The sequence below is a fragment of the Kribbella sp. NBC_00482 genome, from assembly GCF_036013725.1.
GTDB lineage: Bacteria > Actinomycetota > Actinomycetes > Propionibacteriales > Kribbellaceae > Kribbella.
Genome location: NZ_CP107881.1, coordinates 5,170,500 through 5,196,738 on the forward strand (window position 1 = coordinate 5,170,500; position 26,239 = coordinate 5,196,738).

Annotated in this window: 21 protein-coding genes; 14 read left to right on the plus strand and 7 right to left on the minus strand. The window is 68.5% G+C overall.

The genetic code is table 11. The features are described from left to right. Positions 1-10 precede the first annotated feature (10 nt). The 7 genes from OHB24_RS25330 (at position 11) to OHB24_RS25360 (ending at position 8,160) form a co-directional block, all read left to right on the plus strand. Complete coding sequence (locus OHB24_RS25330; protein WP_327633326.1) at positions 11-268, plus strand: hypothetical protein; 258 nt, start codon at positions 11-13, stop codon at positions 266-268. Positions 269-365: 97 nt separating this feature from the next. Next, positions 366-1,133, plus strand: coding sequence for a phytanoyl-CoA dioxygenase family protein (locus OHB24_RS25335; RefSeq protein WP_327633327.1), 768 nt, complete (start codon positions 366-368; stop codon positions 1,131-1,133). Beyond that, positions 1,130-2,029, plus strand: a complete 900-nt coding sequence (locus tag OHB24_RS25340; protein ID WP_327633328.1) for an AraC family transcriptional regulator — start codon at positions 1,130-1,132, stop codon at positions 2,027-2,029. The genes OHB24_RS25335 and OHB24_RS25340 overlap by 4 nt, the downstream gene beginning before the upstream one ends. A 188-nt stretch (positions 2,030-2,217) precedes the next feature. Beyond that, positions 2,218-4,686, plus strand: coding sequence for a leucine--tRNA ligase (leuS, locus tag OHB24_RS25345; protein WP_442914000.1), 2,469 nt, complete (start codon positions 2,218-2,220; stop codon positions 4,684-4,686). Next, the gene (locus OHB24_RS25350; protein WP_327633330.1) at positions 4,686-5,090 is read left to right on the plus strand and encodes a YjbQ family protein; all 405 of its coding nucleotides are present in this window, start codon (positions 4,686-4,688) and stop codon (positions 5,088-5,090) included. Before leuS ends, OHB24_RS25350 begins: the two co-directional genes overlap by 1 nt. 101 nt (positions 5,091-5,191) lie before the next feature. Then, positions 5,192-5,386, plus strand: a complete 195-nt coding sequence (locus OHB24_RS25355; protein ID WP_327633331.1) for a hypothetical protein — start codon at positions 5,192-5,194, stop codon at positions 5,384-5,386. A gap of 170 nt (positions 5,387-5,556) precedes the next feature. Beyond that, positions 5,557-8,160: an ATP-binding protein gene (locus OHB24_RS25360; RefSeq protein WP_327633332.1), complete on the plus strand. Its 2,604-nt coding sequence runs from the start codon at positions 5,557-5,559 to the stop codon at positions 8,158-8,160. A gap of 628 nt (positions 8,161-8,788) precedes the next feature. On the opposite strand, the gene OHB24_RS25365 is transcribed toward OHB24_RS25360, so the two are convergent. Next, positions 8,789-9,307, minus strand: coding sequence for a pyridoxamine 5'-phosphate oxidase family protein (locus OHB24_RS25365; protein ID WP_327633333.1), 519 nt, complete (start codon positions 9,305-9,307; stop codon positions 8,789-8,791). 220 nt (positions 9,308-9,527) lie between these two features. On the opposite strand from OHB24_RS25365, the gene OHB24_RS25370 reads away from it, so the two are divergent. The 3 genes from OHB24_RS25370 (at position 9,528) to OHB24_RS25380 (ending at position 14,886) form a co-directional block, all read left to right on the plus strand. After that, positions 9,528-10,370 (plus strand): DegV family protein, encoded by an 843-nt coding sequence (locus OHB24_RS25370; protein ID WP_327633334.1) that lies wholly within the window; start codon positions 9,528-9,530, stop codon positions 10,368-10,370. A gap of 879 nt (positions 10,371-11,249) precedes the next feature. Next, positions 11,250-12,092, plus strand: a complete 843-nt coding sequence (locus OHB24_RS25375; protein WP_327633335.1) for a helix-hairpin-helix domain-containing protein — start codon at positions 11,250-11,252, stop codon at positions 12,090-12,092. Between the two features lie 613 nt (positions 12,093-12,705). Further along, the gene (locus tag OHB24_RS25380; protein ID WP_327633336.1) at positions 12,706-14,886 is read left to right on the plus strand and encodes a ComEC/Rec2 family competence protein; all 2,181 of its coding nucleotides are present in this window, start codon (positions 12,706-12,708) and stop codon (positions 14,884-14,886) included. On the opposite strand, the gene OHB24_RS25385 is transcribed toward OHB24_RS25380, so the two are convergent. Beyond that, positions 14,883-15,434 (minus strand): isochorismatase family protein, encoded by a 552-nt coding sequence (locus OHB24_RS25385; RefSeq protein ID WP_327633337.1) that lies wholly within the window; start codon positions 15,432-15,434, stop codon positions 14,883-14,885. The genes OHB24_RS25380 and OHB24_RS25385 overlap by 4 nt on opposite strands. Positions 15,435-15,504: 70 nt before the next feature. Between OHB24_RS25385 and holA the strand changes: the two genes are divergently transcribed. Next, on the plus strand, positions 15,505-16,503 hold the full coding sequence (holA, locus tag OHB24_RS25390; protein ID WP_327633338.1) for a DNA polymerase III subunit delta: 999 nt from the start codon (positions 15,505-15,507) through the stop codon (positions 16,501-16,503). Between the two features lie 106 nt (positions 16,504-16,609). Here holA and rpsT read toward each other — a convergent pair whose 3' ends face one another. Both rpsT and OHB24_RS25400 read right to left on the minus strand, forming a co-directional pair. Next, on the minus strand, positions 16,610-16,870 hold the full coding sequence (gene rpsT / locus OHB24_RS25395) for a 30S ribosomal protein S20 (protein WP_327633339.1): 261 nt from the start codon (positions 16,868-16,870) through the stop codon (positions 16,610-16,612). Between the two features lie 144 nt (positions 16,871-17,014). Next, positions 17,015-17,614 carry an SRPBCC family protein gene (locus OHB24_RS25400; RefSeq protein ID WP_327633340.1) on the minus strand — a complete coding sequence of 200 codons (600 nt, stop codon included), beginning with the start codon at positions 17,612-17,614 and terminating at the stop codon, positions 17,015-17,017. A gap of 28 nt (positions 17,615-17,642) precedes the next feature. Here OHB24_RS25400 and OHB24_RS25405 point away from each other — a divergent pair, with 28 nt between their 5' ends. Then, positions 17,643-20,651 carry a S8 family serine peptidase gene (locus OHB24_RS25405; protein ID WP_327633341.1) on the plus strand — a complete coding sequence of 1,003 codons (3,009 nt, stop codon included), beginning with the start codon at positions 17,643-17,645 and terminating at the stop codon, positions 20,649-20,651. A 46-nt stretch (positions 20,652-20,697) separates the two neighbouring features. On the opposite strand, the gene OHB24_RS25410 is transcribed toward OHB24_RS25405, so the two are convergent. From OHB24_RS25410 to OHB24_RS25420, 3 genes are read right to left on the minus strand one after another with little or no spacing between them, the layout of a single operon-like run. Continuing rightward, positions 20,698-21,825, minus strand: a complete 1,128-nt coding sequence (locus OHB24_RS25410; RefSeq protein ID WP_327633342.1) for a hypothetical protein — start codon at positions 21,823-21,825, stop codon at positions 20,698-20,700. Then, positions 21,822-22,331: a SigE family RNA polymerase sigma factor gene (locus OHB24_RS25415; RefSeq protein WP_130380924.1), complete on the minus strand. Its 510-nt coding sequence runs from the start codon at positions 22,329-22,331 to the stop codon at positions 21,822-21,824. The genes OHB24_RS25410 and OHB24_RS25415 overlap by 4 nt, the downstream gene beginning before the upstream one ends. 33 nt (positions 22,332-22,364) lie before the next feature. Next, positions 22,365-23,270, minus strand: coding sequence for a hypothetical protein (locus OHB24_RS25420; RefSeq protein WP_327633343.1), 906 nt, complete (start codon positions 23,268-23,270; stop codon positions 22,365-22,367). A 114-nt stretch (positions 23,271-23,384) separates the two neighbouring features. Between OHB24_RS25420 and lepA the strand changes: the two genes are divergently transcribed. After that, positions 23,385-25,274, plus strand: a complete 1,890-nt coding sequence (gene lepA, locus OHB24_RS25425) for a translation elongation factor 4 (RefSeq protein WP_327633344.1) — start codon at positions 23,385-23,387, stop codon at positions 25,272-25,274. Then, entirely contained in the window at positions 25,275-26,174 is a 900-nt protein-coding gene (locus OHB24_RS25430) for an aminoglycoside phosphotransferase family protein (protein ID WP_327633345.1), read from the plus strand. Positions 26,175-26,239 lie beyond the last annotated feature (65 nt).

The window sequence follows — 26,239 nt, forward strand, 5'->3', positions numbered from 1 at the left end:
AGCGTTCGAGATGGCAGACAAGAAGAAGGCCGGGGCGTTCGACATCCGGATCGTGATCGCGACCCTGGTCGGGATCTACGGCGTGGTGCTGACCGTCCTCGGCATCGTCGAGAAGCAGGCCGAGATCGACAAGGCCGCCGGAATCAACATCAACCTCTGGGGCGGCCTCGGGATGCTCGTGTTCACCGCCGTGTTCGTGCTGTGGGCCCGGTTGCGCCCGATCGCCGTACCGGTCGATGCGGAACCGGCTGACTCGGCCGGCGAGTAGCCATGTCCGTTTGACGAACATCGGCGTCCGGTCGGGTCCTCCCGTCCGGGCGCCGGCGTTCGTAGTCTCGAAGTACCCGATCAGGAGGAATTTCGAGATGACGATCACGTCCGAGAAACCGGAGCTGGCCGCGCTTGCGCAGCAGTACGCCGCCGAGGGCTTCGTACTGGTGAAAGGCCTGCTCAGCAAGGAAGAAGCAGCGCACTACCGGCAGCGCAGCCACGAACTGCTGGCGCGGCTGAACCGGACCGACGACCCGACCTGGGGCGCCGCCCGGGACATGACCGAGGCGCCGACGAAGCTGCAGCATCTGCACGACGCGCAGTTCTACGACGCCGAGTTCTCGAAGCTCCTGGTGGACCCGCGGTTCACCGACGTGGCCGCTGCGGTGATGGGTGTGGACGACGTACAGCTGCACCACACCAAGCTGTTCGTGAAGCCGCCGGAGAACGGTTCGCCGTTCCCGCTGCACCAGGACCACCCGTTCTTCCCGCACACCTACCACCGGGTCGGGGCGGCGATCTTCCACTTCGACGACGCGCCTGTCGAGAAGGGCTGCGTCCGGGTGATTCCGGGCAGCCACAAGGAGGGACCACGGGAGCACAGCCCGGAGGGCTCGTACCACCTGCTGGAGCCGTCGTTCGACGCGGCGACGCCGCAGCCGGCCGAGGCGGGCGACGTACTGTTCTTCACCTACCTGACCGTGCACGGGTCCGGGGTGAACACCAGTGACGAGGCGCGTACCACCTGGCTGATCCAGTACCGCGACCCGTCGGACCCGCCGACCGTCAAGACGCACGAGTGGTCGCTCGGCCAGGGCATGATTCTGCGTGGCATCGACCCCACCGGCAGGAGTGCTGTTTGAGCCTGGAGTCCGTCGCTGCGGCGGATCGGTTCGTCGACCTCGCGGGGCTGCTGGAGTCCTGCGAGGTCGACGGCTTCCGCGCGGACTTCCTCAGCTGGGGCCACTACCGGCCGGAGTACTGGCGCAACTACTGGCACAGCCACTCGTTCCACGAGGTCTGCCTCGCGTACTCCGGCGAGGGTCGCTTCAACTCCGGCTCCGTGCAGTACGAGGTGGCACCGGGCTCCGTCTTCCTCGCCCGCCCGGGCGACATCCACGAAATCGAGTCCAGCCACACCGCCCCACTAGGAATCGCCTTCTGGGGCTTCACGTTCAGACCGTCCGGCACAGCTCCAGGGGACCTCGGGTGGTGGTCCGGCCTGACTCGGTCGGACGGTCCGGTGATGTCCGACCGCACCGGCTCGTTGCCGTCTCTCGTGACAGCGCTCGCGGCTGAAGCAGCTGCACCGATCTCCGGCTACAGCACTGCACTGGGCGCCCTCGGAGCCACTCTGGTGCTGGAGACCGCCAGAGCCTTCGCCCTGGACGACGACCTAGCCGTGGAACCAGTACGCCGCGACAGAGGACCCCTGGTCGTCGACGCCATGCAGCGTCATCTCCGCGACAACCTGTCCCGCCCGATCACCGTCCGGGACGTAGCAGCCGCCGCCCACCTGTCCGAACGTCACGCGGAACGGCTCTTCACCCAGCAGACCGGCGCATCCATCATGTCGACCCTGCGCCGCCTCCGCCTCGAGCTGGCCTCACAGCTCCTCATGGACCACACCCTGTCCATCACCGAGGTAGCAAGAGCCTGCGGCTACTCCGACGTACGTCCGTTCTCCACCGCCTTCAAACGCCAGTACGGCCGAACCCCCGGCAACCACCGCCGCACCGGCGGCACCGAGTTCCTCTAGTGCTATCCTGACCAAATGCGAGTGAGCCTGCTCCTTACGTAGCCGTACTGGCATCCAGGCGCAATCTGAGCGCCGGTCAGTGCGGCGTCCCCTCCTGTGTGAGGGGCTTTTTTATGTCCAGGGGTGCCTTCTGGCACATTTAGGCTCAACAAACACACGAAGTATGGAGTAGGACCGTGAGCGAGCAGGTGGAGGACGCCCAGATCGACAGGGGCGGCTACGACTTCAACGCCATGCAGGCCAAGTGGCGTCCGGTGTGGGAGAAGCTGGATCCCTTCAAGGCGAAGGACGACGGCTCGGCCGAGCGTCGCTACGCGCTCACGATGTTCTCCTACCCCTCCGGCGACCTGCACATGGGCCACGCCGAGGTGTTCGCGCTGCACGACGTCCTGGCGCGCTACTGGTTCCAGCAGGGGTACGACGTCCTGAACCCGATCGGCTGGGACTCGTTCGGCCTGCCCGCGGAGAACGCCGCGATCAAGCGCAACGAGCACCCCGCGACGTACACCTACGGCAACATCGAGACGCAGGCCGAGTCGATCCGGCGCTACGCGCTGAGCTTCGACTGGTCGCGCCGGCTGCACACGTCCGACCCGGAGTACTACCGCTGGACGCAGTGGCTGTTCCTGCGGCTGTACGAGCGCGGTCTGGCCTACCGCAAGGCGTCGTTCGTCAACTGGTGCCCGAACGACCAGACCGTGCTGGCCAACGAGCAGGTCGTGCAGGGGCGTTGTGAGCGCTGCGGGCACGAGGTCACCAAGCGCGAGCTGACCCAGTGGTACTTCAAGACGACTGACTACGCCCAGCGGCTGCTGGACGACATGGAACTGCTGCAGTGGCCGGAAGAGATCCTGCTGATGCAGCGCAACTGGATCGGCCGCTCCGAGGGCGCGTTCGCGGACTTCCAGGTGGAGGGCCGCGACGAGCCGATCAAGGTGTTCACCACCCGCCCGGACACGCTGTTCGGCGCCACGTTCATGGTCGTCGCACCGGACGCGAAGCTGGCCGCCGAGCTGGTCACGCCGGAGCAGCAGACCGCCTTCGACGAGTACCTGACCAAGGTGAAGGCCACCACCGAGATCGAGCGGCAGAGCACCGAGCGCGAGAAGACCGGTGTCTTCCTGGGCTCGTACGCGATCAACCCGGTGACCGGCAAGCGGATCCCGATCTGGGCGGCCGACTACGTGCTGGCCGACTACGGCACCGGCGCGATCATGGCGGTCCCCGGCCAGGACAGCCGGGACTGGGAGTTCGCGGAGAAGTTCGACCTGCCGATCGTCCGTACCGTGCAGCCTCCCGCCGACTTCGACGGCAAGGCCTTCACCGGCGAGGGCGACGCGATCAACAGCGCCAACGCCGAGATCAGCCTGGACGGACTGGACATCGCCGACGCCAAGTCGCGGATCATCGACTGGCTGGAGACCAAGGACCTGGGCGAGCGGACGATCAACTACCGCCTGCGCGACTGGCTGCTGAGCCGCCAGCGGTACTGGGGCTGCCCGATCCCGATCATCCACTGCCCGTCCTGCGGCGAGGTCCCGGTCCCCGACGACCAGCTGCCGATGGAGCTGCCCGACCTGCGCGGCACCGACCTGCAGCCGAAGGGCGTCTCGCCACTGGCGGCGGCCCGCGAGTGGGTCGAGGTCGACTGCCCGAAGTGCGGTGGCCAGGCCGAGCGCGACACCGACACGATGGACACGTTCGTCGACTCGTCCTGGTACTTCCTGCGCTACCTGTCGCCGGAGTACACCGACGGCCCGTTCGACCAGGCCACGGCCGAGCGGTGGATGTCGGTGTACCAGTACGTTGGCGGCAAGGAGCACGCCGTACTGCATCTCCTGTACGCGCGGTTCTTCGTCAAGGCACTGCACGACATGGGCCTGCTGAACGTCGTGGAGCCGTTCACCCGGCTGCTGAACCAGGGCCAGGTCATCAACCAGGGCAAGTCGATGAGCAAGTCGCTGGGCAACGGCGTGAACCTGGGCGACCAGATCGACGAGTTCGGTGTCGACGCGGTCCGGCTGACCATGGTGTTCGCCGGTCCGCCGGCGGACGACATCGACTGGGCCGACATGTCCCCGGGCGGCTCGCTGAAGTTCCTGCAGCGGGCCTGGCGGCTGGCCGGAGCGGTCGAGTCCCCGGCCGGCTCGGACCCGTCGACCGGCGACGTCGAGCTGCGCAAGCTGACCCACCGGACGGTGGCGGACGCGGCCGAGCTGATCGACTCGCACCGGTTCAACGTCATGATCGCCCGGATCATGGAGCTGGTGAACGCGACCCGGAAGGCGATCGACTCCGGTCCCGGTGCGGCCGACCCGGCGGTGCGCGAGGCGGTCGAGGCGGTGGCGATCGTGCTGAGCCTGGTCGCGCCGTACACGGCCGAGGAGATGTGGGAGGAGCTGGGCCACGAGCCGACCGTCGCCAAGGCCGGCTGGCCGAAGGTCGACCCGGCGCTGCTGGTCCAGGACTCGGTCACCTGCGTGGTGCAGATCGCCGGCAAGGTGAAGGACCGGCTGGAGGTCGCGCCGGACATCTCCGACGCCGACCTGGAGCAGCTGGCGCTGGCGTCCGAGGCGATCCAGAAGGCGCTGGACGGCCGCGGCACCCGCAAGGTGATCGTGCGGGCGCCCAAACTGGTCAACATCGTCCCCGCCTGATGGACTCAGTGGTTCTGGACATTCATACCGGTGCTCGTGAGGTCGTCCTCGACCTCACGAGCCGGTGTGAACAGTTCGTCTCCGGTCGCGGCGACGGCCTGCTGCACGTGTTCGTGCCGCACGCGACGGCCGGTGTCGCGATCCTCGAGACCGGCGCCGGCAGCGACCTCGATCTGCTGGCGGTGCTGGAGGACCTGTTGCCGCGGGACTTCGAGTGGCAGCACCGGCACGGTTCGCCCGGACACGGTCGTGACCACGTGCTGCCGGCGCTGATTCCGCCGTACGCGACCGTGCCGGTGCTGAGGGGCCGGCTGACGCTCGGCACCTGGCAATCGATCTGTCTGGTCGACACCAATCGCGACAATCCCGACCGGCATGTCCGGTTGTCGTTCCTGGCCGGTTAATGGACTACCTGGTAACAAGTATTTCCAGGTCTTCGGTGACTTATCGTGATGTTGCCTATCGCGTTACGTTTGCGAAACACGGCTCCGCTTGAATTGTCGCCATGGCTGCCCTTGACACGCTGCGCGACGTCACCGCTGAGCTCCTGGTTCGCGCCACCCGCGGCATTTCCGACGGCAGCCTGCTGAATGCCGACTCCGGCCGCGCGGATACCCGCGCCCGGATCGACGACTGGTCCGGCATCCTTTCTCTGTACGCCGCCGAAAATGAATCGCACTCGGTTCGCGCGACTGCTTGAAACGTGCATTTCTGAGTTCGCAGTGATTTCTCCGGGTCGTCAAACCCGTTGCCGAAGTCAACGAATTGTGTGACCCAGGCCGCATCCCGCACGCCGATCACCTCCGGCAAGTTCCCGTCCGTCACGCTATGTTGTGTCAGGAACGTGAGGCCTAAGAGGGGTGACAGGCTGTGTCGGACACGGATGGCCGGGCGGACGGTCGGCGGGGATTCGCCGATCTGTTGCTCGACTTGAGGGTCCAGGCCGGCCTCTCCCAGGAGGAGCTGGCCGACCGGGCCGGGCTGAGTGTCCGGTCGATCCGCGAGATGGAGGCCGGCCGGGTCGCGCGCCCGCGCAAGGACTCCGTCCGCCTGCTCGCCTCTGCGCTCGGTCTGCGGCCCGACGACACCGACCAGTTCCTCGCTGCTGCGGGGCACGGCTCGGTGCGTCCCGTCGTGCGGGCGGTGGCGCCGTCACCGCCGGTCGTCTCGGTCGCGGACGCCGTACCGACAGGTCTGCGCTGGCGTGGCACTCGCCCGATCCCGGACGGGCTCGTCGGTCGTGAGCAGGAGCTGTTCGAGCTCGAGTCGCTGCTGCGGCAGAACCGGCTCGTCACGCTCGTCGGTCCTGGCGGGGTCGGCAAGACCGAGCTTGCGCTCGCCGCGGCCGACCGGTTCTCCGGCGCCGACACGACCGTCGTCGTCGTCGACCTCACCACCGTCCAGCGCGATGCCGCCGTACCGTCGGCGATCCTGGACGCCTTCGGCACAGCCCCGGGTACGTCGGACCTCGACGACGTACTGTCCGGTCGCAAGCCCGGCGACCTGGTGATCGTCGAGGACAACGCCGAGCACGTTCTCGACGGTGTCGCGACGGTCGCCAACCGGATGGTCCGCAGCTTCCCGGGGATCGGTGTGCTGGTCACGTCCCGGATCCCGCTCGGTCTGCCGGACGAGGTGGTACGCCGGGTGCAGGTGCTCGGCGTACCGGCGAACGACGAGGACTTCGAGGCGATCGCGGCGTCACCGGCGGTCGAGATGTTCTGCCGCCGCGTCGCGCGGGTGCGACCGGGCTTCACGCTGGCCCTTTCGAACGCCCCGACTGTCGCGCGGCTGGTCAGGCGACTGGACGGCCTGCCGCTCGCGCTGGAGCTCGCGGCCGCGCGGGCCGGGTCGCTGTCGGTGGAGGCGATTCTCGCTGCGCTCGACGACCGGTTCCGATTGCTGTCCGGGCCGCGGCGGTTCGGTGCGCCGCATCAGCGGACGCTGGCCGACACGATCGCGTGGAGCGTCGATGCGCTCTCGGACCCGGCGCGGCAGCTGCTGTACCGGACCTCGGTGCTCGGCTCACCGTTCACCCTCGAGGCCGTCGCGGGTGTTTGCACGGGCACTCCGATCGACGAGGCCGACGTACCGATGCTGCTGGCCGAGCTCGTGGAGAAGTCGCTGCTGCAGCCTGTGCACGAGTTCGAGCAGTTGTACGGCGCGCGGTACAAGCTGCTGGAGACGATTCGGGAGCACGCGTACGCCGGGCTGTCGTCACAGGGCGATGACCTCACGGAGTTCCGGAACCGGGCGGTCGAGTGGTGTTCGACGTACGTCTCGGGGCTCGAGGGTGCGTGGTCGTCACCGGACCGCGATCGGCGGTACCGGGCGGCGCATGCGAACTCGGCACTGTTCGAGGTGGCGCTGGCGCGCGCGGGCGAGCTGGGGGAGTGGGACACCGCTGCGCGGATAGTGCTCGGGTTCCGGATCGCGTGGCAGTACCAGGCGAGTGTCGCCGAGAGCGGGATCCGGTGGGCGACGCTGTGCGCCGAGAACGTGTCCGACAAGGAGACGAGCGGGCGGCTGCTTGCCATCGCCGGCCGGCTGTCCAGTCTGACCGGTGACATCCGTGGTGCTCGGCGGCACTACGAGGAGGCGCGTACGCGCATCCCGGGTGAGACAGAGATGGGCCTGGTCGCCCGGGGCGGCTGGGTGTCGTCCGGGTCGCACCTGCTCGATACACAGAGCCTGGCCGAGATCCCGGCGCTGGTAGATGACGCTCGCAAGCATGGCGACGTACAGCGGTCTGCCACTGTGCAGGCGACCTGTGGACTGGCGCTGCTGCGGTGGGGTCGTTTGGTGGAGGCCAAGGAGCTCCTGCTTGCGTGGGAGGCCGCACTGATCAATCCGGGTGTCTACCCGGACGAGATCGCGTACATGGCGCTCAGCCGCGTCGACCTCGAGCTGGGGAACCTGTCCGGCGCCCGTCACTGGGCACAGCTCGCCCGCGACAGCCAGGCGTCGGACGACCCGGAGCGCACCAAGGTCGCCGGGTGCCTCGCGATGGTGGAGTACCACGACGGCGGGTACGACGAGGCGCGGGCGCTGCTCGACCAGGCCGACGCCGACATCCGCGGGCACCGTGGGTACTTCGACTACCTGGTGATGCTCTACCGATCCCGGCTGGCTCGTGCCGCCGGTGAGGCCGAGCAGGCGCGCGTGACGATTCTGGACGCGCTGAACCGGTTGCTGCTCGAAGGGCGGGTCGTCTACCTGCTCGAAGTACTGCCGGAAGCTGTGGCCGTGCTGCACGCGCTCGGGCGCTCGGAGGCGGGAGACGCCGTCTGCGGCCAGTTGCTGGCGTGGCAGCGGTCGATGGACCCGCCGATGCTGCCGACCGCGTGGGCGGTCCTGCAGGAGTCCTGCGAGAGCGCCTCTGTCGCGGACGGGTGGCCGGAGCCGGACCCGTCGGCCGCCGTACAGCGGCTGGCGAACGACGTACTCGCTGCGCTTTCTTCGCCGCTTCTATGACGCGGATCTGCTGAAGCTGCCGGGTAACTGCCGGTTGTTCTGCCTCGTCCTGACATGGCTGCCGGACAAAGAATTACAGCCGTAGGGCAGGTTCCACGAAGCAGAGACCGACACCGGTTACGGCAGCGAAAGGGTGGTGAACCATGAAGAGGCCATGGCGAACCGCTCAGCTGCCTCGACCGGAGAAGGCGACGCGGAGGGCCTCCGGTGGCTGGTTGGTGGGGGCGCCGACCGGCGGCCGAGAGCTCCGGAGTGCTGCGGAGTGTGGATCTGTCCTGCCTGTACCGGGCGCGGTGCACCGTCAGGGCACTGCTTCCGGGGCGAGGTCCCAGCAAAGGGTCAGGCACACGACACAGGGGACGAGTGTCGCGACCCGGCTGGTGCGGGCAAACCGGTGGGTTTGGTCACCCACCGGTGGGCCGGCCGCTGGGACCTCCCGGGTCCTCGACGAGCTCGCGGTCAGGCCGGTTCTCATGGAGCCGGATACGGGGAGTAGCTCGCCGAGGCCCCACCAACTTCGGCTGACAACCAGGGGGAGTCAGCAGGACGAGCCGGGCTGGTGACGCACAGGGGACGTCAGTAGCCCGGCACAACCAAGGCGAGGTGAAGGTCCCTGGAGGGGTGGCCTTCACCTCGCTGGTGTCTCCAGCACAGCCGACTTGTCGAACGCGTACCCGACCATCCAGGAGGGCTGGAGACGGCAGTAGACGATGTCGTCGCCCCAACTCGACGGCGAGCTGCCGTAGTGCTTGGTGAGGTGCTCCTCGATCGCGGCGAAGTCCGGGTGATCCGCGGTCAGGAACTCGACGTTCCCGTGGCTGAACACCCCGAGCCGCTCGCCGTCGACGTACGAGATGCTCGCCGCCGGGCGCTTCTTCAGGTGCCGCGCCTTCGCCGCCGACGCCGACGTGGTGAACACCCACCGCGCATGCAGGAAGTGCCCGTCCACCGCGCTGATCCGCGGCTCGCCCTGCGCGGTCACGGTGGCCAGGTTCAGCGTGCACATCCCGGTCAGAACCTGCACCAGCTCGTTTGAGTCGAGCTGCCGCGGCCCCGTGATGATGCTGCGCAGATGCTCGGTCGACCGCTCGTACGCCGCGTCGAGGAGCGTCTGCAACTGTGTGACTTCCGCCTCTGTCTCCTTCATATTGTGGAGTCTGACACTGCGCTCGGACATTAAGGGCGTGTCTCCCGGTCCCACACCTACTGCGCGGCACTCGGCACGGCACCTCGCCGCACGTGAGCAAAGGCCACGATGCTCCGCATCGAGACCTTCGCTCCCGCGCGCCGATGCACCGCACCGAGCACCTGCTCGCGACGGTGTGGGACCGGGAGACACGCCCTAAACTGTCCGGTAACCTCGCTGCATGGCAGCCCGCGTGCAGGTCGTCACCGACTCCACGGCCGGTCTGTCCACGCACGAACTGCTCCGCCACCCGCTGACCGTCGTACCGCTCCAGGTCGTGATCGGCGGGACGTCGTACGACGACGGCGCCACCTCGGCAGACGCGGTCGCGGAGGCGCTGAAGACCTTCACGCCGGTGTCGACCAGCCGGCCCTCGCCGCACACGTTCGCCGAGACGTACGCCGCGTGCGCCGCGAACGGCGCCGAGGCGGTCGTCTCGATCCATCTGTCCGGTGACATGTCCGGCACGTTCGAGGCCGCGATGATCGGTGCCAAGGAGTCTCCGATCCCGGTCCACGTGGTCGACTCCCGCTCGCTCGGCATGGGCCTCGGGTTCCCGGTCCTCGCCGCGGCCGCCGCAGCCGCCGCCGGGGAGGACGCCATCACGGTCGAGGCCGCCGCCCGCGCCCGGATGAAGACCATCTCGTCGTACTTCTACGTCGACACCCTCGAATACCTCCGCCGCGGCGGCCGCATCGGCGCCGCCCAAGCACTCCTCGGTACGGCGCTAGCGGTCAAGCCACTGCTCACCATCAGCGGCGGCCGGATCGTCCCCCTCGAAAAGGTCCGCACCTCCAGCCGAGCCATCGCCCGCCTCGCCGACATCGCCGTCCAACGCGCCGGCGACACCCCCGTCCAGATCGCGGTCCACCACCTCGCCAACCTGGAAAAAGCCCAAACCCTCGCCGACGACCTGGCCACCCGCCTCCCCCACGCCGACGAAATAGTCCTCCGAGAAGTAGGCGCCGTCATAGGAGCCCACGTAGGCCCCGGCCTCCTAGCCGTAGTAGTAAGCCCCCACTAAGCCCACCCCACAACCGCCCCGCCTACACGGGCGTGCCGCGTCCCGGACTGGGTGGTGTGAACAGGTACTGGGGTCTCGGGACAGGCAATTCCCTGTTCCCCGCCCCCACAGGGTGTCTCCAGTCCCACGAGCCGGCCAACGCCTCCGCGCTCGCGGATCCTGTACGGCGCACTGCGCACAGGTAATGGGGTCTGGAGACAGGCTATTTCCTGTCCACCGTCCCCATAGGGTGTCTCCAGTCCCACGAGCCAGCCAACCCACTGCGCTCACCCGGCGTCCTCACCTGCGCGCCCGATCCTTCGTTTCCCGGCGCGATCGGGAGGTTTCTCCACAGCTTTCAAGTCGCGCGCTCACGCAGGCCCCGGACTCGTACCTTCTTTGGGCGTGAAGGTCTTCCGCCGCACCCCACCCCTCGACCCGGTCACCCGAGCCCGAGCCCTCGCCCGCCTCACCCCCCGCCCAACCACCACCAACCTTCACACCCCGTACGCCGACCACACCCCACCCGCCCGTCCACCCACCGAGCCGCCGCCAGCCGCCAACCCACCCGCCGCCGGACAGACCCCTGGCGGGTGGACCCCCACTGGACCACCCTCCACTGGGCAAACCAAGGCCGGACAAACCACTAACGGATGGACGCCCGCGGGGCAGACCCCCACCGGACAGACCCTCGCCGGGCAGACGGCCTCGCCTGGTCGGACCGTCGCCGGGGAGGAGTCCGCCGACCGGACCACCGGAGGGCGGACGTCGAGCGAACGGACCGCTCGAATGGGCGAGCCGGGTGGTTCGCCCGGCACGGCTGATCGCGGCGTACATCCCAGCGGCAGGCAGTCGAGCGACAGGCAGGGCCGAGACGAATACCCGGAGGAGCGTGATGAGGTGCGAGGCGGATGGACCCCCGAACAACCCCGACCCGATCGACTACGCGACGCCCGCTGGACCCTCACCCCACGCCATATCGCAGTCCTGGCCGTAGTACTCATCCTCGGCCTGACCTGGGCCGCCTGGACCTTCCTCCGAGCCCGCCCCGAACCCCTCCCCGACACCCGCCCAACCACCACAACCGCAGGCTCCGCAGTAAGCCAGCCAACCCCCACCCAACCCGGCTCCGCCCCAGCCCAAACCCAGCCAGCCACCAACCAATCCGCCGGCCCCAACCAGCCACCAGCCGCCAACCAATCCACCGGCGCCAACCAATCCGCGGGCGTCAACCAACCGCCAGGCGCCAACCAAACCCCAGGCATCAACCAGACGCCCGGCGCCGGGACCTCATCCGGCCAACCGCTCGTGGTGGTGCACGTCGCAGGAAAGGTCCGCCGACCCGGCCTCATCCGCGCCCCAGCAGGCTCCCGCGTAGCCGACGTACTCACCCTCGCCGGCGGCCCACTCCGAGGCGTAGACCTCACCACCCTCAACCTCGCCCGCCAAGTAACCGACGGTGAACAAATCATCGTCGGCGCAACCACCCAACCCCCACCCCCGAACCAGCCGTCGCCATCCGCCGGGCCAAGCCCGTCCTCAGCCCCCAACGCCCCCGTCAACCTCAACACCGCCACCGTCGAACAACTCGACGCCCTCCCCGGCGTAGGCCCCGTCCTGGCCCAACGAATCCTCGACTACCGCACCCAGAACGGCCCATTCACCACCATCGACCAACTCCAGGAGGTCCCCGGCGTAGGCCCCAAGAAGTTCGACTCCCTAAAACCCCATGTCCGCATCTAACCCCGCCAACCACCCACCCGCGCCAACCCCCGCCAACCACCCACCCGCGCCAACCCCCGCCAACCACCCACCCGCGCCAACCCCCGCCAACCACCCACCCGCGCCAACCCCCGCCAACCACCCACCCGCGCCAACTCCCGCACCCGCGGAGTCTGCTGAGTCGACAGCCTCGGAAGCTGCTGAGCTGGCCTCCGCGGATGCATCTGCAGAAGCGGCCGGGGATGAGCGGCTCGATGCGCGGCTGCTCATTCCGGCGGCTGCGGGTTGGCTGGCTGCGGTGGTGCTGGTCGGTCGGGCGCCAATCGTCGGCGGGATCGTCGCCGGGTTCGCGTTGACGCTCGCCGCGACATTGGCCGTGACACTCGGGCTGATCCTCCGGCGGACGAACTGCCGCTCTACAACTGCTGTAGCCCGGCATGCCAGCCGCTGGGCGAGCCCGAGTCGCCGGCGGATGAGTCGGCCATCCTCGACCGGCAGTTCCGCGACCGATCCAGCGACCGATCCAGCGACCGATCCAGCGACCGATCCAGCGACCGATGCGGGGACTGGCTGGGTGCGTTGTTGGGTGCGGCGTTGGGTGGATGGTTGGGGGGTTGTTGGTTTGTTGGTTGTGGTGGGTGGGTTGGCGGTCGCCGCGTCGCTCCACACTGCTGCCCTGCGCGCAGGACCCGTGCAGGAGCTCGCCGCCGGCTCGGCGACTGTCACCGTCCGGCTCAAGATCGACGGCGATCCGTCGCTCCGGCGGAGCACCACCAGCAGGCGGCCGCCGTACGTCGTGGTGAGGGCGACCATCGAGGAGATCCGCAGCCGTACCGGCTCGGAGCATGCGATCCGGCAACGGGTGCGTACGCCGGTCCTGGTGGTGGGGACTGCGAAATGGGAGCACGTCAGGTACGGGCAGCATGTTGACGCGAGTGGGAGGCTCGAGCAGGTAGAAGGTGGCGCCGAGGTGGCCGCGATGCTCTCGACCCGGTCGCCGCCGCGGACTGTGGATGAGCCGCCGTGGTGGTTGCGTGCGGCCGAGCGGGTCCGGGCAGGACTGCGCGACGCGGTGGCGGGTGAGCCGCCGGACGTTCGTGGGCTCGTGCCCGCACTCGTCATGGGCGACGTCTCTGGCGTATCGGCGGACCTCGACGCGGACTTCCAGACCACAGGCCTGACGCACCTGTCCGCCGTTTCAGGGACGAACCTGACGCTCCTGCTCGCGTTCCTCCTCCCGCTAGCGCGCCTGCTCGGTGTGCGGGCGCGCGGGCTGACCGTGGTCGGGCTGTTGACTGTTGTCGTGTTCGTCGTCCTGGCCAGACCACAGCCGAGCGTCCTCCGGGCGGCCGCGATGGGACTGATCGCGTTGGCGGCGATGACCAGCGGGGGAGGGCGGCGCCGCGCCGTACGCAGTCTGTCGGTTGCAGTGATCGTGTTGCTGCTGCTCGACACGTCGCTCGCGCGCTCAGCCGGGTTCGCGCTGTCGGTGCTCGCGACTGCTGGCATCATCCTGCTCGGACCCGGTTGGCGGGATGCGTTGGCGAAGTGGATGCCTGGCTGGCTGGCCGACGCGATCTCGTGCCCGCTTGCCGCGCAGCTCGCCTGTACGCCGGTCGTCGCGTGGCTGTCGGGTGAAGTGTCGCTGGTCGCCGTCGCCGCCAATCTGTTGGCAGGACCAATGGTCGGACCGGCCACGATTCTCGGCTTCGTCGCGGCCGGAGTCGCGTTGGCGAGCAGCGAGTTGGCGCACGTCGTCGGCTGGGCCGCCGGATGGCCGGCCCGCTGGATCATCCTGGTTGCCCGGGAAGGCGCGGACCTCCCGGGCGCCGCCAATGCGTGGCCGGCGACCGTCGTCGGTGTGGCCGTACTGACGGTGCTCTGCCTGGCGCTCGTGCTGGGTCTGCATCGCATCCTGGCTCGCCCGATAGCGATGATCTTGGCGGTGGTCCTGCTCGCGGTCGTCGTACTGCGTCCGGTCGGATCGTTCGGATGGCCGCCTGACGACTGGGTGTTCGTCGCCTGCGATGTCGGACAGGGGGACGGTCTGGTGTTGCGGGCGGGTGATCGTACGGCGGTCGTTGTCGACACCGGGCCGGATCCGGTGGCGATGGATCGGTGCCTGAAGGACCTGGATATCCAGTACGTCCCGGTCGTCGTGCTGAGTCACTTCCATGCGGATCATGTCGGCGGGTTGGCCGGCGTACTGAACGATCGGCGGGTGGACGAGATCGAGGTGACGCCGTACTTCTCGCCGCAGGCTGAGTACGACCGGGTGGTTGATCTGGCGTCGCGGCATGGGGTGGTTGTGCGTACGGTCGCGTTCCGGGAGCAGCGGGTCGTGGGGAAGGTGGGGTGGACGACGCTGTGGCCGGCGAAGGTGCCTGCGCTGCCTGCTGCGGGTACATCGTCGGCGACGTCCACGGATGAAGGGTCGCCGGAGAACAACGCGAGCATCGCGATGATGGTCGAGCTCGACGGTCTCCGGATCCTGCTCACCGGCGACCTGGAGCCCGAGTCGCAGCGCGCCGTCGTGGCGACGGGAGCCGATCTGCGGGCAGATGTGTTGAAGGTCCCGCACCATGGGTCGGCTCAGCAGGACCCTGGGTTCATCGCTGCTGCGAACGCGCGGCTGGCCCTGATCTCCGCTGGGCGCGACAACGACTACGGGCACCCGGCGCCGAGGACCCTGGAGCTCCTGTCCCACATCGCGACCCGAACAGCCACCACCAACGTCAGCGGTCCCCTCGTCGTCACCAACACGAACAACCACCTCGCCCTGACCACCCACCCACGCCTACAGGAAGGGGGCTAGAAGGTGACCGCGGAGGTCGGCGTGGTGTTTTCGGGTTGGTCGCCCAGGGACCAGGCGGCTACTCGGGAGACGATGTGGGCTGGGATCTTGTCTGCTACGCCGGGGACGGCTGGTGCGTCGTACGTGGCGTGGGCGTCGTACGGGAGGACGACTCGGTAGCCGCGGGCGAGTGCGGTTTTGGCTGTCGCGTGTACGCACATCTCCGACATGACGCCGCAGATGGCGAGTGACCGTACGCCGGCCGACACCAGAATCTCCCCGAGTGGCGTCGCGTCGAAACCGTCGTCGCGGGGCTTGCGGATGACGTGCTCGCGGGGACCGGGCTTCAGCGGCAGGTACAGCTCCCAGCCGGGCGTTCCGGGCTCGTCGTCCGCGCCGGGTGGGCCGTCGTTCTGCAGGTGTACGACGACTGCGCCGGCGGCTCGGGCTCGGTCCAGGAGGTCGCCTGTCCGGTCCAGGAGGGTAGCTGCGCTGGGTACTGCGTCGGGGCCGGAGACGAATGCGGTCTGCAGATCGACGAGCACCAAGGCGTCGACGGGTGAGGTCATGGTCGCCATCCTCGCCGGTTTGCTGCGGGGCCGCACCGGGATTGTCCGGAGGGCGTGGGATGCTGACGGGGTGGCTGCTCGTAAAGGTTCTGCGCCGAAGCTGGGCGATGTCCTCCTCGTGACCGGGACCGAGTCGTTCCTGGCGGATCGGGCCGTGCGGTCGGCGATCGCGGCGGTGTCGAAGAACGCGGAGACCAACGGCGACAGCGCGGTGGAGGTGACGGATCTCGAGGCGTCGACGCTGGATGTCGGGGTGTTCGCGGAGCTGACCGGGCCGTCGTTGTTCGCGACCGAGCGGGTGCTGGTGCTGCGCGGGCTCGAGAACCTGCCGAGTGAGATGGCGCCGCATCTGATCGAGTACGCCGGATCGTCGTCGGACGACGTACTCGCGATCCTGGTGCACTCCGGTGGGCAGAAGGGGAAGGGCGTCCTCGACAAGTTGCGGAAGGCATCGGTCACGGAGGTCGTCGCGACGGCGCCGAAGGCGTGGGAGCTTCCGCAGTTCGTGGCGGGGGAGATCCGGCTGCACGGTGGGACGGTCGACGAAGGCGCGGCGTCAGCGCTGGTGGACGCGGTCGGTCACGATCTGCGGGCGCTGGCGGGGGCGTGTTCGCAGCTGGTGTCGGATTCGGGCGGTCAGGCGGTGACGACTCAGCTGATCGGGCAGTACTTCGGTGGGCGGGCGGAGGTCACGAGCTTCGCGGTTGCGGATGCGACGATCGCCGGCCGGACGGAGCCCGCGCTGGAGCAGCTCCGGTGGGCCTTGGACTGCGGTGTGGCGCCGGTGCTCGTGACGAGTGCGATGGCGGGCGGGCTGCGGGGGCTGGCGAAGTACTCGAGTGCGCCGAGTGGGATGCGGGAGGCGGACCTGGCGCGCGAGGTCGGCGTGCCGCCGTGGAAGCTCAAGCAGCTCAAGCAGCAGTCACGCAACTGGACTCCGGGCGGTCTCGCGGCCGCGATCAAGGCGGTTGCGCAGGCCGACGCGGACGTCAAGGGCGCCTCGGGCGACGCCGGCTACGCGCTGGAACGCATGGTCCTGACCATCACCCGAGCCCACGGCCGCCGCTAACCATCACCCACGACCCACCACCCGTCTGGGTACGCAAAAACGATCGGCCGGTCGAAGAGACCGGGCCGATCGTTGGCGGGGCGCGTCCGGGGACGCGACCCTGGTGTTAGAGGGAAGCGGCCTTCTTGAAGATGGCCGACTTGCGGTTCGCCGCCTGGTTGGCGTGGATGACGCCCTTGCTGACGGCCTTGTCGAGCAGCCGGCCGGCCTTGCGGGCGGTCTCGGTGGCCTTCTCGGCCTCACCGGCGTCGACGGCCTCGTGGAAGCGGCGAACAGCCGTCTTGAGGGTCGACTTCACCGACTTGTTGCGAAGTCGCGCAGCCTCGTTCTGGCGGTTGCGCTTGATCTGGGACTTGATGTTCGCCACGGAGCAGTGCCTCGATCAGGAGTATGCGGTCATTCGGAAGGTGTTACGGCGCACGGCTGAGCACCACCCGTGAACGCGCGAAGAGCCAGATTACCAACAAGCTGTCCTCTCCTCCAAACCCGCTCCCGCGGGGCCGAGGGTGATTCAGGCTCGCGCGGTCGCCTCGGCGGCGGATTTCAGCCGGATCAGCGTCGTGTGGATGCCGTGGACGTTGCGTGGGGCGCGGTTGCCGAAGACGGGTCGGAAGAGGAGTTTCAGGACCGACGGGCGGTGGTCGGTCCAGGACTCGGTGACCTCGCAGCCGGTCGCAGTGGGGGTGAACTCGTAGTCCCAGCGTGAGATCGGGATCGGGCCGAAGGTGATGTCGAAGGTGAACCGGCGGCCGGGCTGCGCGGTCAGCACCCTCCCGAAGGTGAACCATCGGACGACGCCGACCCGGTTGTGCCCGACGAACCGCGCCCCTGGCACCGGACCCTCGGCCGATTCGTCGGAGGACGAGGACCAGGTGACGCGGGTGCACTCCGGGCTCCACTCGCTCATCCGAGGTAGATCGCTGACCAACCGATACAGTGCGTCAGCGGACGAATGCACTGTGATGGACTCGGTCAGATCCGGCATCGGGTTTTCCCTTGCTGTCGGCCGTCGCCTGGTGTGCACAGCGTGACACTGTCGGCGGCTGACGGCATACTCAGGGCCCCGTGACGCCTGCGCGCCGGGACGTCCGCGAGCCAAAGGCTCCGCCATCGCTCCGTCCAAGCCCTGGAGGAACTGCGTGACCCGCAAACGCCCGGCGATCGTCGTCGCCACCGCACTGATCGCCGCTTGCGCCGGAGTACCCGTGCTGGTGAACGCCGCGAGCGCCAGCCAGTCGGCCACAAACCCGGCAACAAGCACGACCGCCGATCCGGAGGTCAAGCGCTCCGGCACCGGCTCGTACATCGTCCAGCTCGACGACTCGCCGGTCGCCGAGTACGCCGGCGGTATCGCCGGTCTTGCTGCCACCAAGGTGGTGCCGGGCGGCAAGCTGCTGAAGACCGCGGCGCCGGTCGTTGACTACGTCAAGCATCTCGCCGGCGAGCGCGACCAGGTCATCGCGAAGGTCCCGGGCGTCAAGAAGCTCTACGACTACAGCTACACGTACGCCGGATTCTCCGCCGAGATGTCGTACGACGACGCGGTCAAGCTGGCCAAGTCGTCGGGGGTGAAGAGCGTCGAGCCGAACGAGATCGAGCACGCCGACACCGTCGACACCCCGCGTTTCCTCGGGCTGTCCGGCAAGGGCGGCGCCTGGCAGCAGGCGGGCGGTATCGACAAGGCCGGCGACGGCGTGATCATCGGCATGATCGACTCCGGGTACGTCCCGGAGCGGGCGAGCTTCGCGCCGATGAAGACCACGAAGCAGTCCGACGCGATCGTGGCGAAGAAGTGGAAGGGCACCTGCCAGGCCGGCGAGGAGGCGCCCGTCACCTGCAACAACAAGGTGATCGGCGCCCGGTACTTCGACAAGGGCATCGGCACCCGCCCGATCCCGGACGAGTTCAAGTCGCCCCGTGACTACGGCGGCCACGGCACGCACACCGCGAGCACCGCGGCCGGTAACTACGGCGTCGACATGACCGTGATGGGCCGCGACTACGGCAAGGGCTCCGGTATGGCGCCGCACGCCCGCCTCGCGATCTACAAGGCGCTGTGGGCGGTCGACGCGGCCGGCGGCGGCAGCGGTACCGACGCCGACATCGTGGCCGCGATCGACGCCGCGGTGTCCGACGGCGTCGACGTCATCAACTACTCGATCTCCGGCAGCGGATCGACGTACGTGAACGCCACCGGTCTCGCGTTCCTGCGGGCGGCCAAGGCGGGCGTGTTCGTCGCGACCAGCGCCGGTAACACCGGTCCGGGCGAGGCGACCGTCGGCAAGACGTACCCCTGGGTCACGTCGGTTGCCAACGGCACCCATGACCGTGACATCCAGACCACCGTGACGCTCGGCGACGGCAAGTCGTACACCGGTGCAGGCATCGGTTCCGGTACGCCGCAGACGCCGGTCGTCCTGGCCAAGGACGCGGGCCTGCCCAACGCCGACCCGGCCAACCTGGCCCTCTGCCAGGCGGGCACGCTCGACCCGGCGAAGGCCACCGGCAAGATCGTGGTCTGTGACCGCGGCGGGAACGCCCGCGTCGACAAGAGCCTGCAGGTGAAGAACGCGGGCGGGGTCGGCATGATCCTGCTGAACATCACCCCGGGCACGCTGGACTCCGACCTGCACTCGGTCCCGACGGTCCACCTCGACGACAAGGCCGCGCCCGCGGTCAAGGCGTACGTGAGCGGCACGACCAACCCGACTGCGACGATCAGCCCCGGTACGGCGGTCCGTGTCAACGCCCCGAAGGTGGCCAGCTCCTCCAGCCGTGGCCCGTCCCCGGCCGGGAACGGGGACCTGCTCAAGCCGGACATCATGGCGCCGGGCACCAACGTGCTGGCCGCGACGACCGCGTTCAGCGCGGCCGGTGGCGAGTACGCGTTCATGAGCGGTACGTCGATGTCCACGCCGCATATCGCCGGGATCGCGGCGGTGCTGAAGAGCAAGCACCCGACCTGGTCCCCGATGGCGATCAAGTCGGCGATGATGACGACCGCTACCGACAAGGACACCAGCGGCAAGCCGATCCAGAACGACTCCGGCTCGCAGGCGAACCCGTTCGGGTACGGCGCCGGCGAAGTGCAGCCGAAGCTCGGCATGGACCCGGGCCTGGTCTACGACTCGACGTACACCGACTGGACGAAGTTCGTCTGCGGCTCCGGTCAGGTGCCCAGCACGCACGAGCTGTGCGCGAACGGCAAGATCGACCTCAGCGACCTGAACTACCCGACGATCGCGATCGGCGACCTGGCCGGCAAGCAGACCGTGACCCGGACCGTGACGAACGTCGGCAAGGTCCCGGAGGTCTACTTCCCGAAGGTCGAGGGCCTCAAGGGCCTGAAGGTGACCGTGACGCCGCGGATCCTGATCACGCTCCCGGGCCGCAGCACGACGTACAAGGTCACGATCGAGAACAACGGCGCTCCGCTCGAGCAGTACGCGTTCGGCCGCTTGGTGTGGAAGTCGGTGAAGCACACCGTGGCCAGCACGGTGGCGATCAAGCCGCTGACGGTGAAGGCGCCGGTCCAGGTCAACGGCACCGGCACCGCCGGTTCGGTGCAGGTTCCGGTCACGGCCGGGTACGCCGGAACGCTCGAGACCACCGCGGTGGGCCTGAACCCGGCCACGGTCGGCGAGGCCGCGCTGAAGAACCCGGGTGGCGTGTCGTTCCCGACGACCGCGCCGAAGGCCAACGACCACGTCGCGAAGTTCACCGCGAATGTTCCGGCCGGTACTACGTACGCCCGGTTCTCGACGTTCGACGCGGACTACCCGGCCGGCACCGACCTGGACGTGTTCGTTTACAAGGCCGGTACGACGACTCTGCTCGGCAGCAGCACCGGTGGCTCCGCTGAGGAAGAGGTGAACCTGTCGCAGCCCGCAGGTGGTCAGGTGGACGTGTACGTCGACCTGTTCGCCGGGGCGAACGAGCAGCAGGTCAAACTCGACCACTGGGAGCTGCAGAAGGCAGAAGGCAACCTGACCGTCACACCGGCCAGCCAGCCGGTGACAGTCGCCGGCCAGACGGCAGTGACTGCCAGCTGGACCGGACTGACTGCCGGCACCAGGTACCTGGGCCAACTGCACTTCACCGACGGAGCTGATGGCTCCGGCTCCACCGTCGTACGCGTAGACAGCTGAACAACGCGCTGACGGCGGCCCCGCGATTGCTGGGCCGCCGGCACGGTTACGGCGTTTGCAGCGTGATGCCGGTGCCGGTCAGCAGTAGGGCGCACTCGCCGGATCGCACATCACACCGGTAGACGCGCTGAGTCGGCGGCTTGCTGGTATTCGTGTCCGGCCCCATGACGATCGCGATCAGCTGGGTCGCGTCCTCGAACACAGGCTCCGGGAAGTCCGTCACCTCGCCGGTCTCCGGCAGCTGGAGCTTCGTGACCTTCCCCGTCGGTACGTCGATGACCAGTCTCGACCGACTGTTCACCACCGTGCGGCCGTCCGGCGACATCAGCGGGTAGATCGTCTGCGCCCCCGCTTCGCAGTACTCGCGCAACTGCTTGAAGCCGTCTGCGCGCAGCACACCGGCCCGGAGGCAGCTCCTGTCGCCGCTCCGGGTCGACAGCACCACGGTGTCGCCGTCTGCCGGTGCGCTGAGCCCACCGTCGAAGCCGGTGACGTCGACCGGCTTCGTGCTGCCCGATCCAGGTTTCCAGAGGGCCAGCTTGGCCAGAACCATTTCGTCGGTGCGCAGCCAGATCCCAGTCTGGTTCCAGACGAGCTTCGCCGGCGCGGCCGGCAGCACCGGACTGCGTGACACCTCTTGACCGGAGGCGATGTCGACGACGATCACCACTGCCTGCCTGTTCGCCAGGCCGTGCACCATCGCGACCTGCGTGCGGTCCGGTGACAGCGTGGGGCCGGTCGAAAGTTCCGGACCCAGCAGGCGGAACCCTCCGTTCGGTTGGAGGATGCCGACGCGGGTTCTGGGCTCCATAGGCAACTGCAGGCCGAGCCAGCCACCATCGGCCCGGCCAGAGAACGTGTCGACACCCTTCGGGAGCCGTACCTTCTGGTCGCCGTCGTGCAGCGCGTTGTCGGCGTACACGATGTACGGAACCTTCGGTGCGGCGGCTGACACCGGGCCGGGCGGCGCGACGGGCGCAGTACGGTCCGAGGAGATGCGGGTCAGGAACGTCACGGTGAGGACCAGGACCGCGGCGATCGCCGCGGCCGCCGTGAGGACCGGCCAGTGGCGGCGGTGGACGGCAGGCTCCAGACCGGGGCCCCGTGCGTCGTCGGGGACGGTGGCGGCCTGGGTGTGCAGGTAGTCGCGGAGGCGGGTTTCGGTGTCGGTCATCGGAGTTCCTCGAGGCGTTCGGTCAGGACGGCGAGACCGCGCGACGACGTGGCGCGGGCGGAGGACTCGCTGATCCCGAGAATCTGGGCGATCTCGGCGAAGGGGAGATCGAGGTAGTAGCGCAGGACGAGGACCTCGCGCATCCGCCGCGGCAGTCCCTGGAGCGCCTGCTGTACCTGGGTCCGTTCCTCGCTCAGTACGACGGCGCTCTCGGCGGAGGCGTTCGGCGCCTGGTGCGGTGGGATGTACAACCGCGCGACCTTGCGTCGTCGCAGTACCGACCGGCTGCGATTCACAACCGCCGTCCGCAGGTACGCCAGGGCCGCATCGGGCCCCCGCAACGGCCAGCGCCGGTACAGCTCGGCAAAAGCCTCCTGTACGACGTCTTCCGCCGCCTGCCGGTCGTCCACCATCAGCACCGCCAGCCGGACCAGTCCGGCCCAGTGCTGCTGGTAAAGCGCCGACACGGCCGCCTGTGCAGGCGCCGGGCGTCCGATGCTCACCATTTGATTCGTCACACCGCTAAAGACGCGCGTCCATCAGAAACGCTGCGTGCGTTCCCGCACCCAGTCCAGGTGGACCAGAGCACTCTCGCGCTGCCACGTCCGGACCGTCGGCAGCCCAGGCGGCGCCGGCTGCGCCGCACCCCACCACAACCCGCCACCGATCGCCGCGATGAACCCGGTGATCTCCTCGTCGCCGGGCAGTTCCGGCAGCGTGACAGAGGCGCGCATCTCGGCGTGCAGGATCACGGTGTCCGCCCAGCGCGGTGCCAGCGCCGGGTGCGCCCAGTCGATGAACACCACGCGGTCGTCGGTCAGGATGATGTTGTCCGCCCGCAGGTCCCAGTGGGCCAGTGACTTACCCTCGGCCAGCGCACGGAGCCCTGTCCGCGCCAGCTCCGCGAACTCCTCCACCCGGCCGTCCATCCAGTCCGGTACGGCCAGACCGTCCTCCAGCACCTTGTCCCACCGGCTCAGGAAGTCTCTGCTCCGCACAGCTGCCACAGGTGCGTCCGGCCACGGTGACGGGTCCAGAGCGTCGGTCAGCTCCGCCAGGGCACCCAGCACCCGGTCGGCGTCAGCCTGCTCCCACGGGTGCGGCGGCAGTCGCCCCTCGATGTCCTCGAAGAGCATCCCGACCCAGTCGCCGTCGTCGTACACGTCGTACTGGACCGGGGCCATCGGGACTGTGCCGATCCCCTGCATCGCGGTGATCTCCTGGCGGAACAGCTCCGGCGTCTTCGGGTTGAGCGCCGTACCGACGGTCTTGACGAAGGCCCGGCGGCCGGAGGCGGTCACCAGGCGGGCCGCGACGCCGGGGGAGAAGCCGCCCTGCTGGGTGACCGCCGTCACCACGACGGACCCGAGCGAGCGCTCCACCCAGGCCCGCACCGCGGCGGGCAGCTTCTCGAAGGGCAACCGGACCCCAGCAGCATGCGCCATGCGACCAAACGGTAGGCGGCCCCAAGGCCGTCCGCCCGTGATTTTCGAATCTGCTGGACCGCCATGGGATGATTGACCGGATATACCCTTCGAGACCAGAACTGGATCCCCTCCGTGCCCGTTGGCCCCACGAAAGTGCCGCAGCCGGGTCGCACCGACCCGACGCTGATCCGGAACTTCTGCATCATCGCCCATATCGACCACGGCAAATCGACGCTGGCCGATCGGATGCTGCAGATCACCGGTGTCGTCGATGGCCGTCAGATGCGGGCGCAGTACCTGGACCGGATGGACATCGAGCGGGAACGCGGCATCACGATCAAGTCGCAGGCGGTCCGGCTCCCGTACGCGCCGAAGCCTGACACCCCGGGCGGTCTGCTGGCCCCGGACGGTACGACGTACATCCTGAACATGATCGACACACCGGGCCACGTGGACTTCACGTACGAGGTCTCCCGGTCGCTCGAGGCGTGTGAAGGCGCCGTTCTGCTGGTCGACGCCGCGCAGGGGATCGAGGCGCAGACGCTGGCGAACCTGTACCTCGCGCTGAACGCCGACCTGCACATCATCCCGGTGCTGAACAAGATCGACCTGCCGAGCGCACAGCCGGAGAAGTACGCCGCGGAGCTCGCGCACATCATCGGGTGCGACCCGTCCGACGTGCTCAAGGTGTCCGCCAAGACCGGTGAGGGCGTCGAGGAGCTGCTCAGCGAGATCGTCGCCCAGGTCGAGCCGCCGAAGGGCGTGAAGGACGCACCGCCGCGGGCCTTGATCTTCGACTCGGTCTACGACACGTACCGCGGCGTGGTCACCTACGTCCGGGTGGTCGACGGCGAGCTGACCCACCGGGACCGGATCAAGATGATGTCGTCCGGCGCGGTGCACGAGATGCTCGAGGTCGGTGTCATCTCACCCGAGCCGATGAAGTCGCCGAGCATCGGCGTCGGCGAGGTCGGTTACCTGATCACCGGTGTGAAGGACGTTCGCCAGTCCCGGGTCGGTGACACCGTCACGGCCGCCGTCCATGGTGCGACCGAGGCTCTCGGCGGCTACAAGCACCCCCAGCCGATGGTGTACTCCGGCCTGTTCCCGATCGACGGCGACGACTATCCGACGCTGCGCGACGCGCTGGAGCGGCTGCAGCTGAACGACGCGGCCCTGCAGTACGAGCCGGAGACGTCCGGGGCGCTCGGGTTCGGGTTCCGCTGCGGCTTCCTCGGCCTGCTGCACATGGAGATCGTCCGCGAGCGGCTCGAGCGCGAGTTCGACCTGGACCTGATCTCGACGGCGCCGAACGTGGTCTACCGGATCGAGATGGAGGACGGCAAGGAGTACGTCGTCACCAACCCGAGCGAGTTCCCCGAAGGCAAGATCGCCGACATCTACGAGCCGGTGGTCAAGGCGACGATCCTCAGCCCGAAGGACTTCATCGGCGTCATCATGGAGCTGTGCCAGACCAAGCGGGGCAACCTGCAGGGGATGGAGTACCTGTCCGAGGACCGGGTCGAGCTCCGCTACACGCTGCCGCTGGCCGAGATCGTCTTCGACTTCTTCGACCAGCTCAAGTCCAAGACCAAGGGCTACGCGTCGCTCGACTACGAGCCGACCGGCGAGCAGACGGCGGCGCTGGTCAAGGTGGACATCCTGCTGCAGGGCGAGACGGTTGACGCGTTCTCGGCGATCGTGCACAAGGACAACGCCTACTCGTACGGCGTCGCCCTGGCCGGCAAGCTGAAGGAACTGATCCCGAGGCAGCAGTTCGAGGTGCCGATCCAGGCCGCGATCGGATCCCGGGTGATCGCCCGCGAGTCGATCCGCGCGATCCGCAAGGACGTGCTGGCCAAGTGCTACGGCGGTGACATCACCCGGAAGCGCAAGCTGCTCGAGAAGCAGAAGGAAGGCAAGAAGCGGATGAAGATGGTCGGCCGCGTCGAGGTCCCGCAAGAGGCCTTCATCGCCGCCCTCCGCACGTCGGAATCCGGCGAGAAAGCCGGCAAGAAGTAGGTGTCGGTCGTCATTCCTGAAGGCCTGCTCGTTGTCGCTTCGCGCGGGCAGGACTGGGCGGATTGGCTGGATCGGCTGCCGCGGCTGATGCGGGATCTCCTCGACGAGTGGGAGCTGCGCGTCGACGGTACGGCGGCGTACGGGAACTGCGCGATCGTCGTACCGGTGCTCGCCCAAGGGCAGCGGGCTGTGCTGAAGGTGCAGTTCCCGCACTGGGAGGCGGAGACCGAGCACCTCGCGCTGCGGACCTGGGCCGGCCACGGCGCCGTACAACTGCTGCGCGCGGACCCGCGCCGGTTCGCGCTCCTGCTCGAGCGTTTGGAACCGCGGGACCTGACGACGATCGACGCGCTCGACGCCTGCGAGATCGTTGGCGGCACCTACAAGGGGCTGCATGTGCCGGCGGGACCGCAGTACCGGACGCTGTCGGGGGAGTTGAAGCGCTGGGTGGAGGGCTTCCGGCGGCTGCCCGCGTCGGCGCCGGTGCCGCACCGGTACGTCGAGCAGGCGATCTCGCTGGCCGAGGACTTCATCGCCGACCCTGCGACCGACGGCCGGCTGATTCACACCGACCTGCACTACGAGAACATGCTCGCCGCGGACCGTGAACCGTGGCTGGTGATCGACCCGAAGCCGCTGTCCGGCGACCCGCACTACGAGGTCGCGCCCCTGATCTGGAACCGCTGGGACGAGGTCGACGACGTGCGGTTCGCCGTTCGGCAGAGGTTCTGGACCACGGTCGACGCTGCCGGTTTCGACGAGGAGCGTGCTCGCGCCTGGGTGATCGTCCGCCAGATGCTCAACGTGCTCTGGATCCTGGAGTCCACCAGCACCGACGAGTCCCTGCCCCAGGACTGGCTGACCCGCAACATCACCATCGTCAAAGCCATCCAGGACTGACGCCGACCGGACGTGAGGTAGTAGACACTGGCTTGAAGTTAGTAGTTACTACCTACTAACTTCGG

Bases quoted from the DNA above. Each gene is read 5' to 3' on its own strand.
- OHB24_RS25330 (WP_327633326.1), top strand. From the start codon at position 11: ATGGCAGACAAGAAGAAGGCCGGGGCGTTCGACATCCGGATCGTGATC.
- OHB24_RS25335 (WP_327633327.1), top strand. From the start codon at position 366: ATGACGATCACGTCCGAGAAACCGGAGCTGGCCGCGCTTGCGCAGCAG.
- OHB24_RS25350 (WP_327633330.1), top strand. From the start codon at position 4,686: ATGGACTCAGTGGTTCTGGACATTCATACCGGTGCTCGTGAGGTCGTC.
- OHB24_RS25355 (WP_327633331.1), top strand. From the start codon at position 5,192: ATGGCTGCCCTTGACACGCTGCGCGACGTCACCGCTGAGCTCCTGGTT.
- OHB24_RS25365 (WP_327633333.1), bottom strand. From the start codon at position 9,307: ATGAAGGAGACAGAGGCGGAAGTCACACAGTTGCAGACGCTCCTCGAC.
- OHB24_RS25370 (WP_327633334.1), top strand. From the start codon at position 9,528: ATGGCAGCCCGCGTGCAGGTCGTCACCGACTCCACGGCCGGTCTGTCC.
- OHB24_RS25385 (WP_327633337.1), bottom strand. From the start codon at position 15,434: ATGACCTCACCCGTCGACGCCTTGGTGCTCGTCGATCTGCAGACCGCA.
- OHB24_RS25400 (WP_327633340.1), bottom strand. From the start codon at position 17,614: ATGGCGGAGCCTTTGGCTCGCGGACGTCCCGGCGCGCAGGCGTCACGG.
- OHB24_RS25410 (WP_327633342.1), bottom strand. From the start codon at position 21,825: ATGACCGACACCGAAACCCGCCTCCGCGACTACCTGCACACCCAGGCC.
- OHB24_RS25415 (WP_130380924.1), bottom strand. From the start codon at position 22,331: ATGGTGAGCATCGGACGCCCGGCGCCTGCACAGGCGGCCGTGTCGGCG.
- OHB24_RS25420 (WP_327633343.1), bottom strand. From the start codon at position 23,270: ATGGCGCATGCTGCTGGGGTCCGGTTGCCCTTCGAGAAGCTGCCCGCC.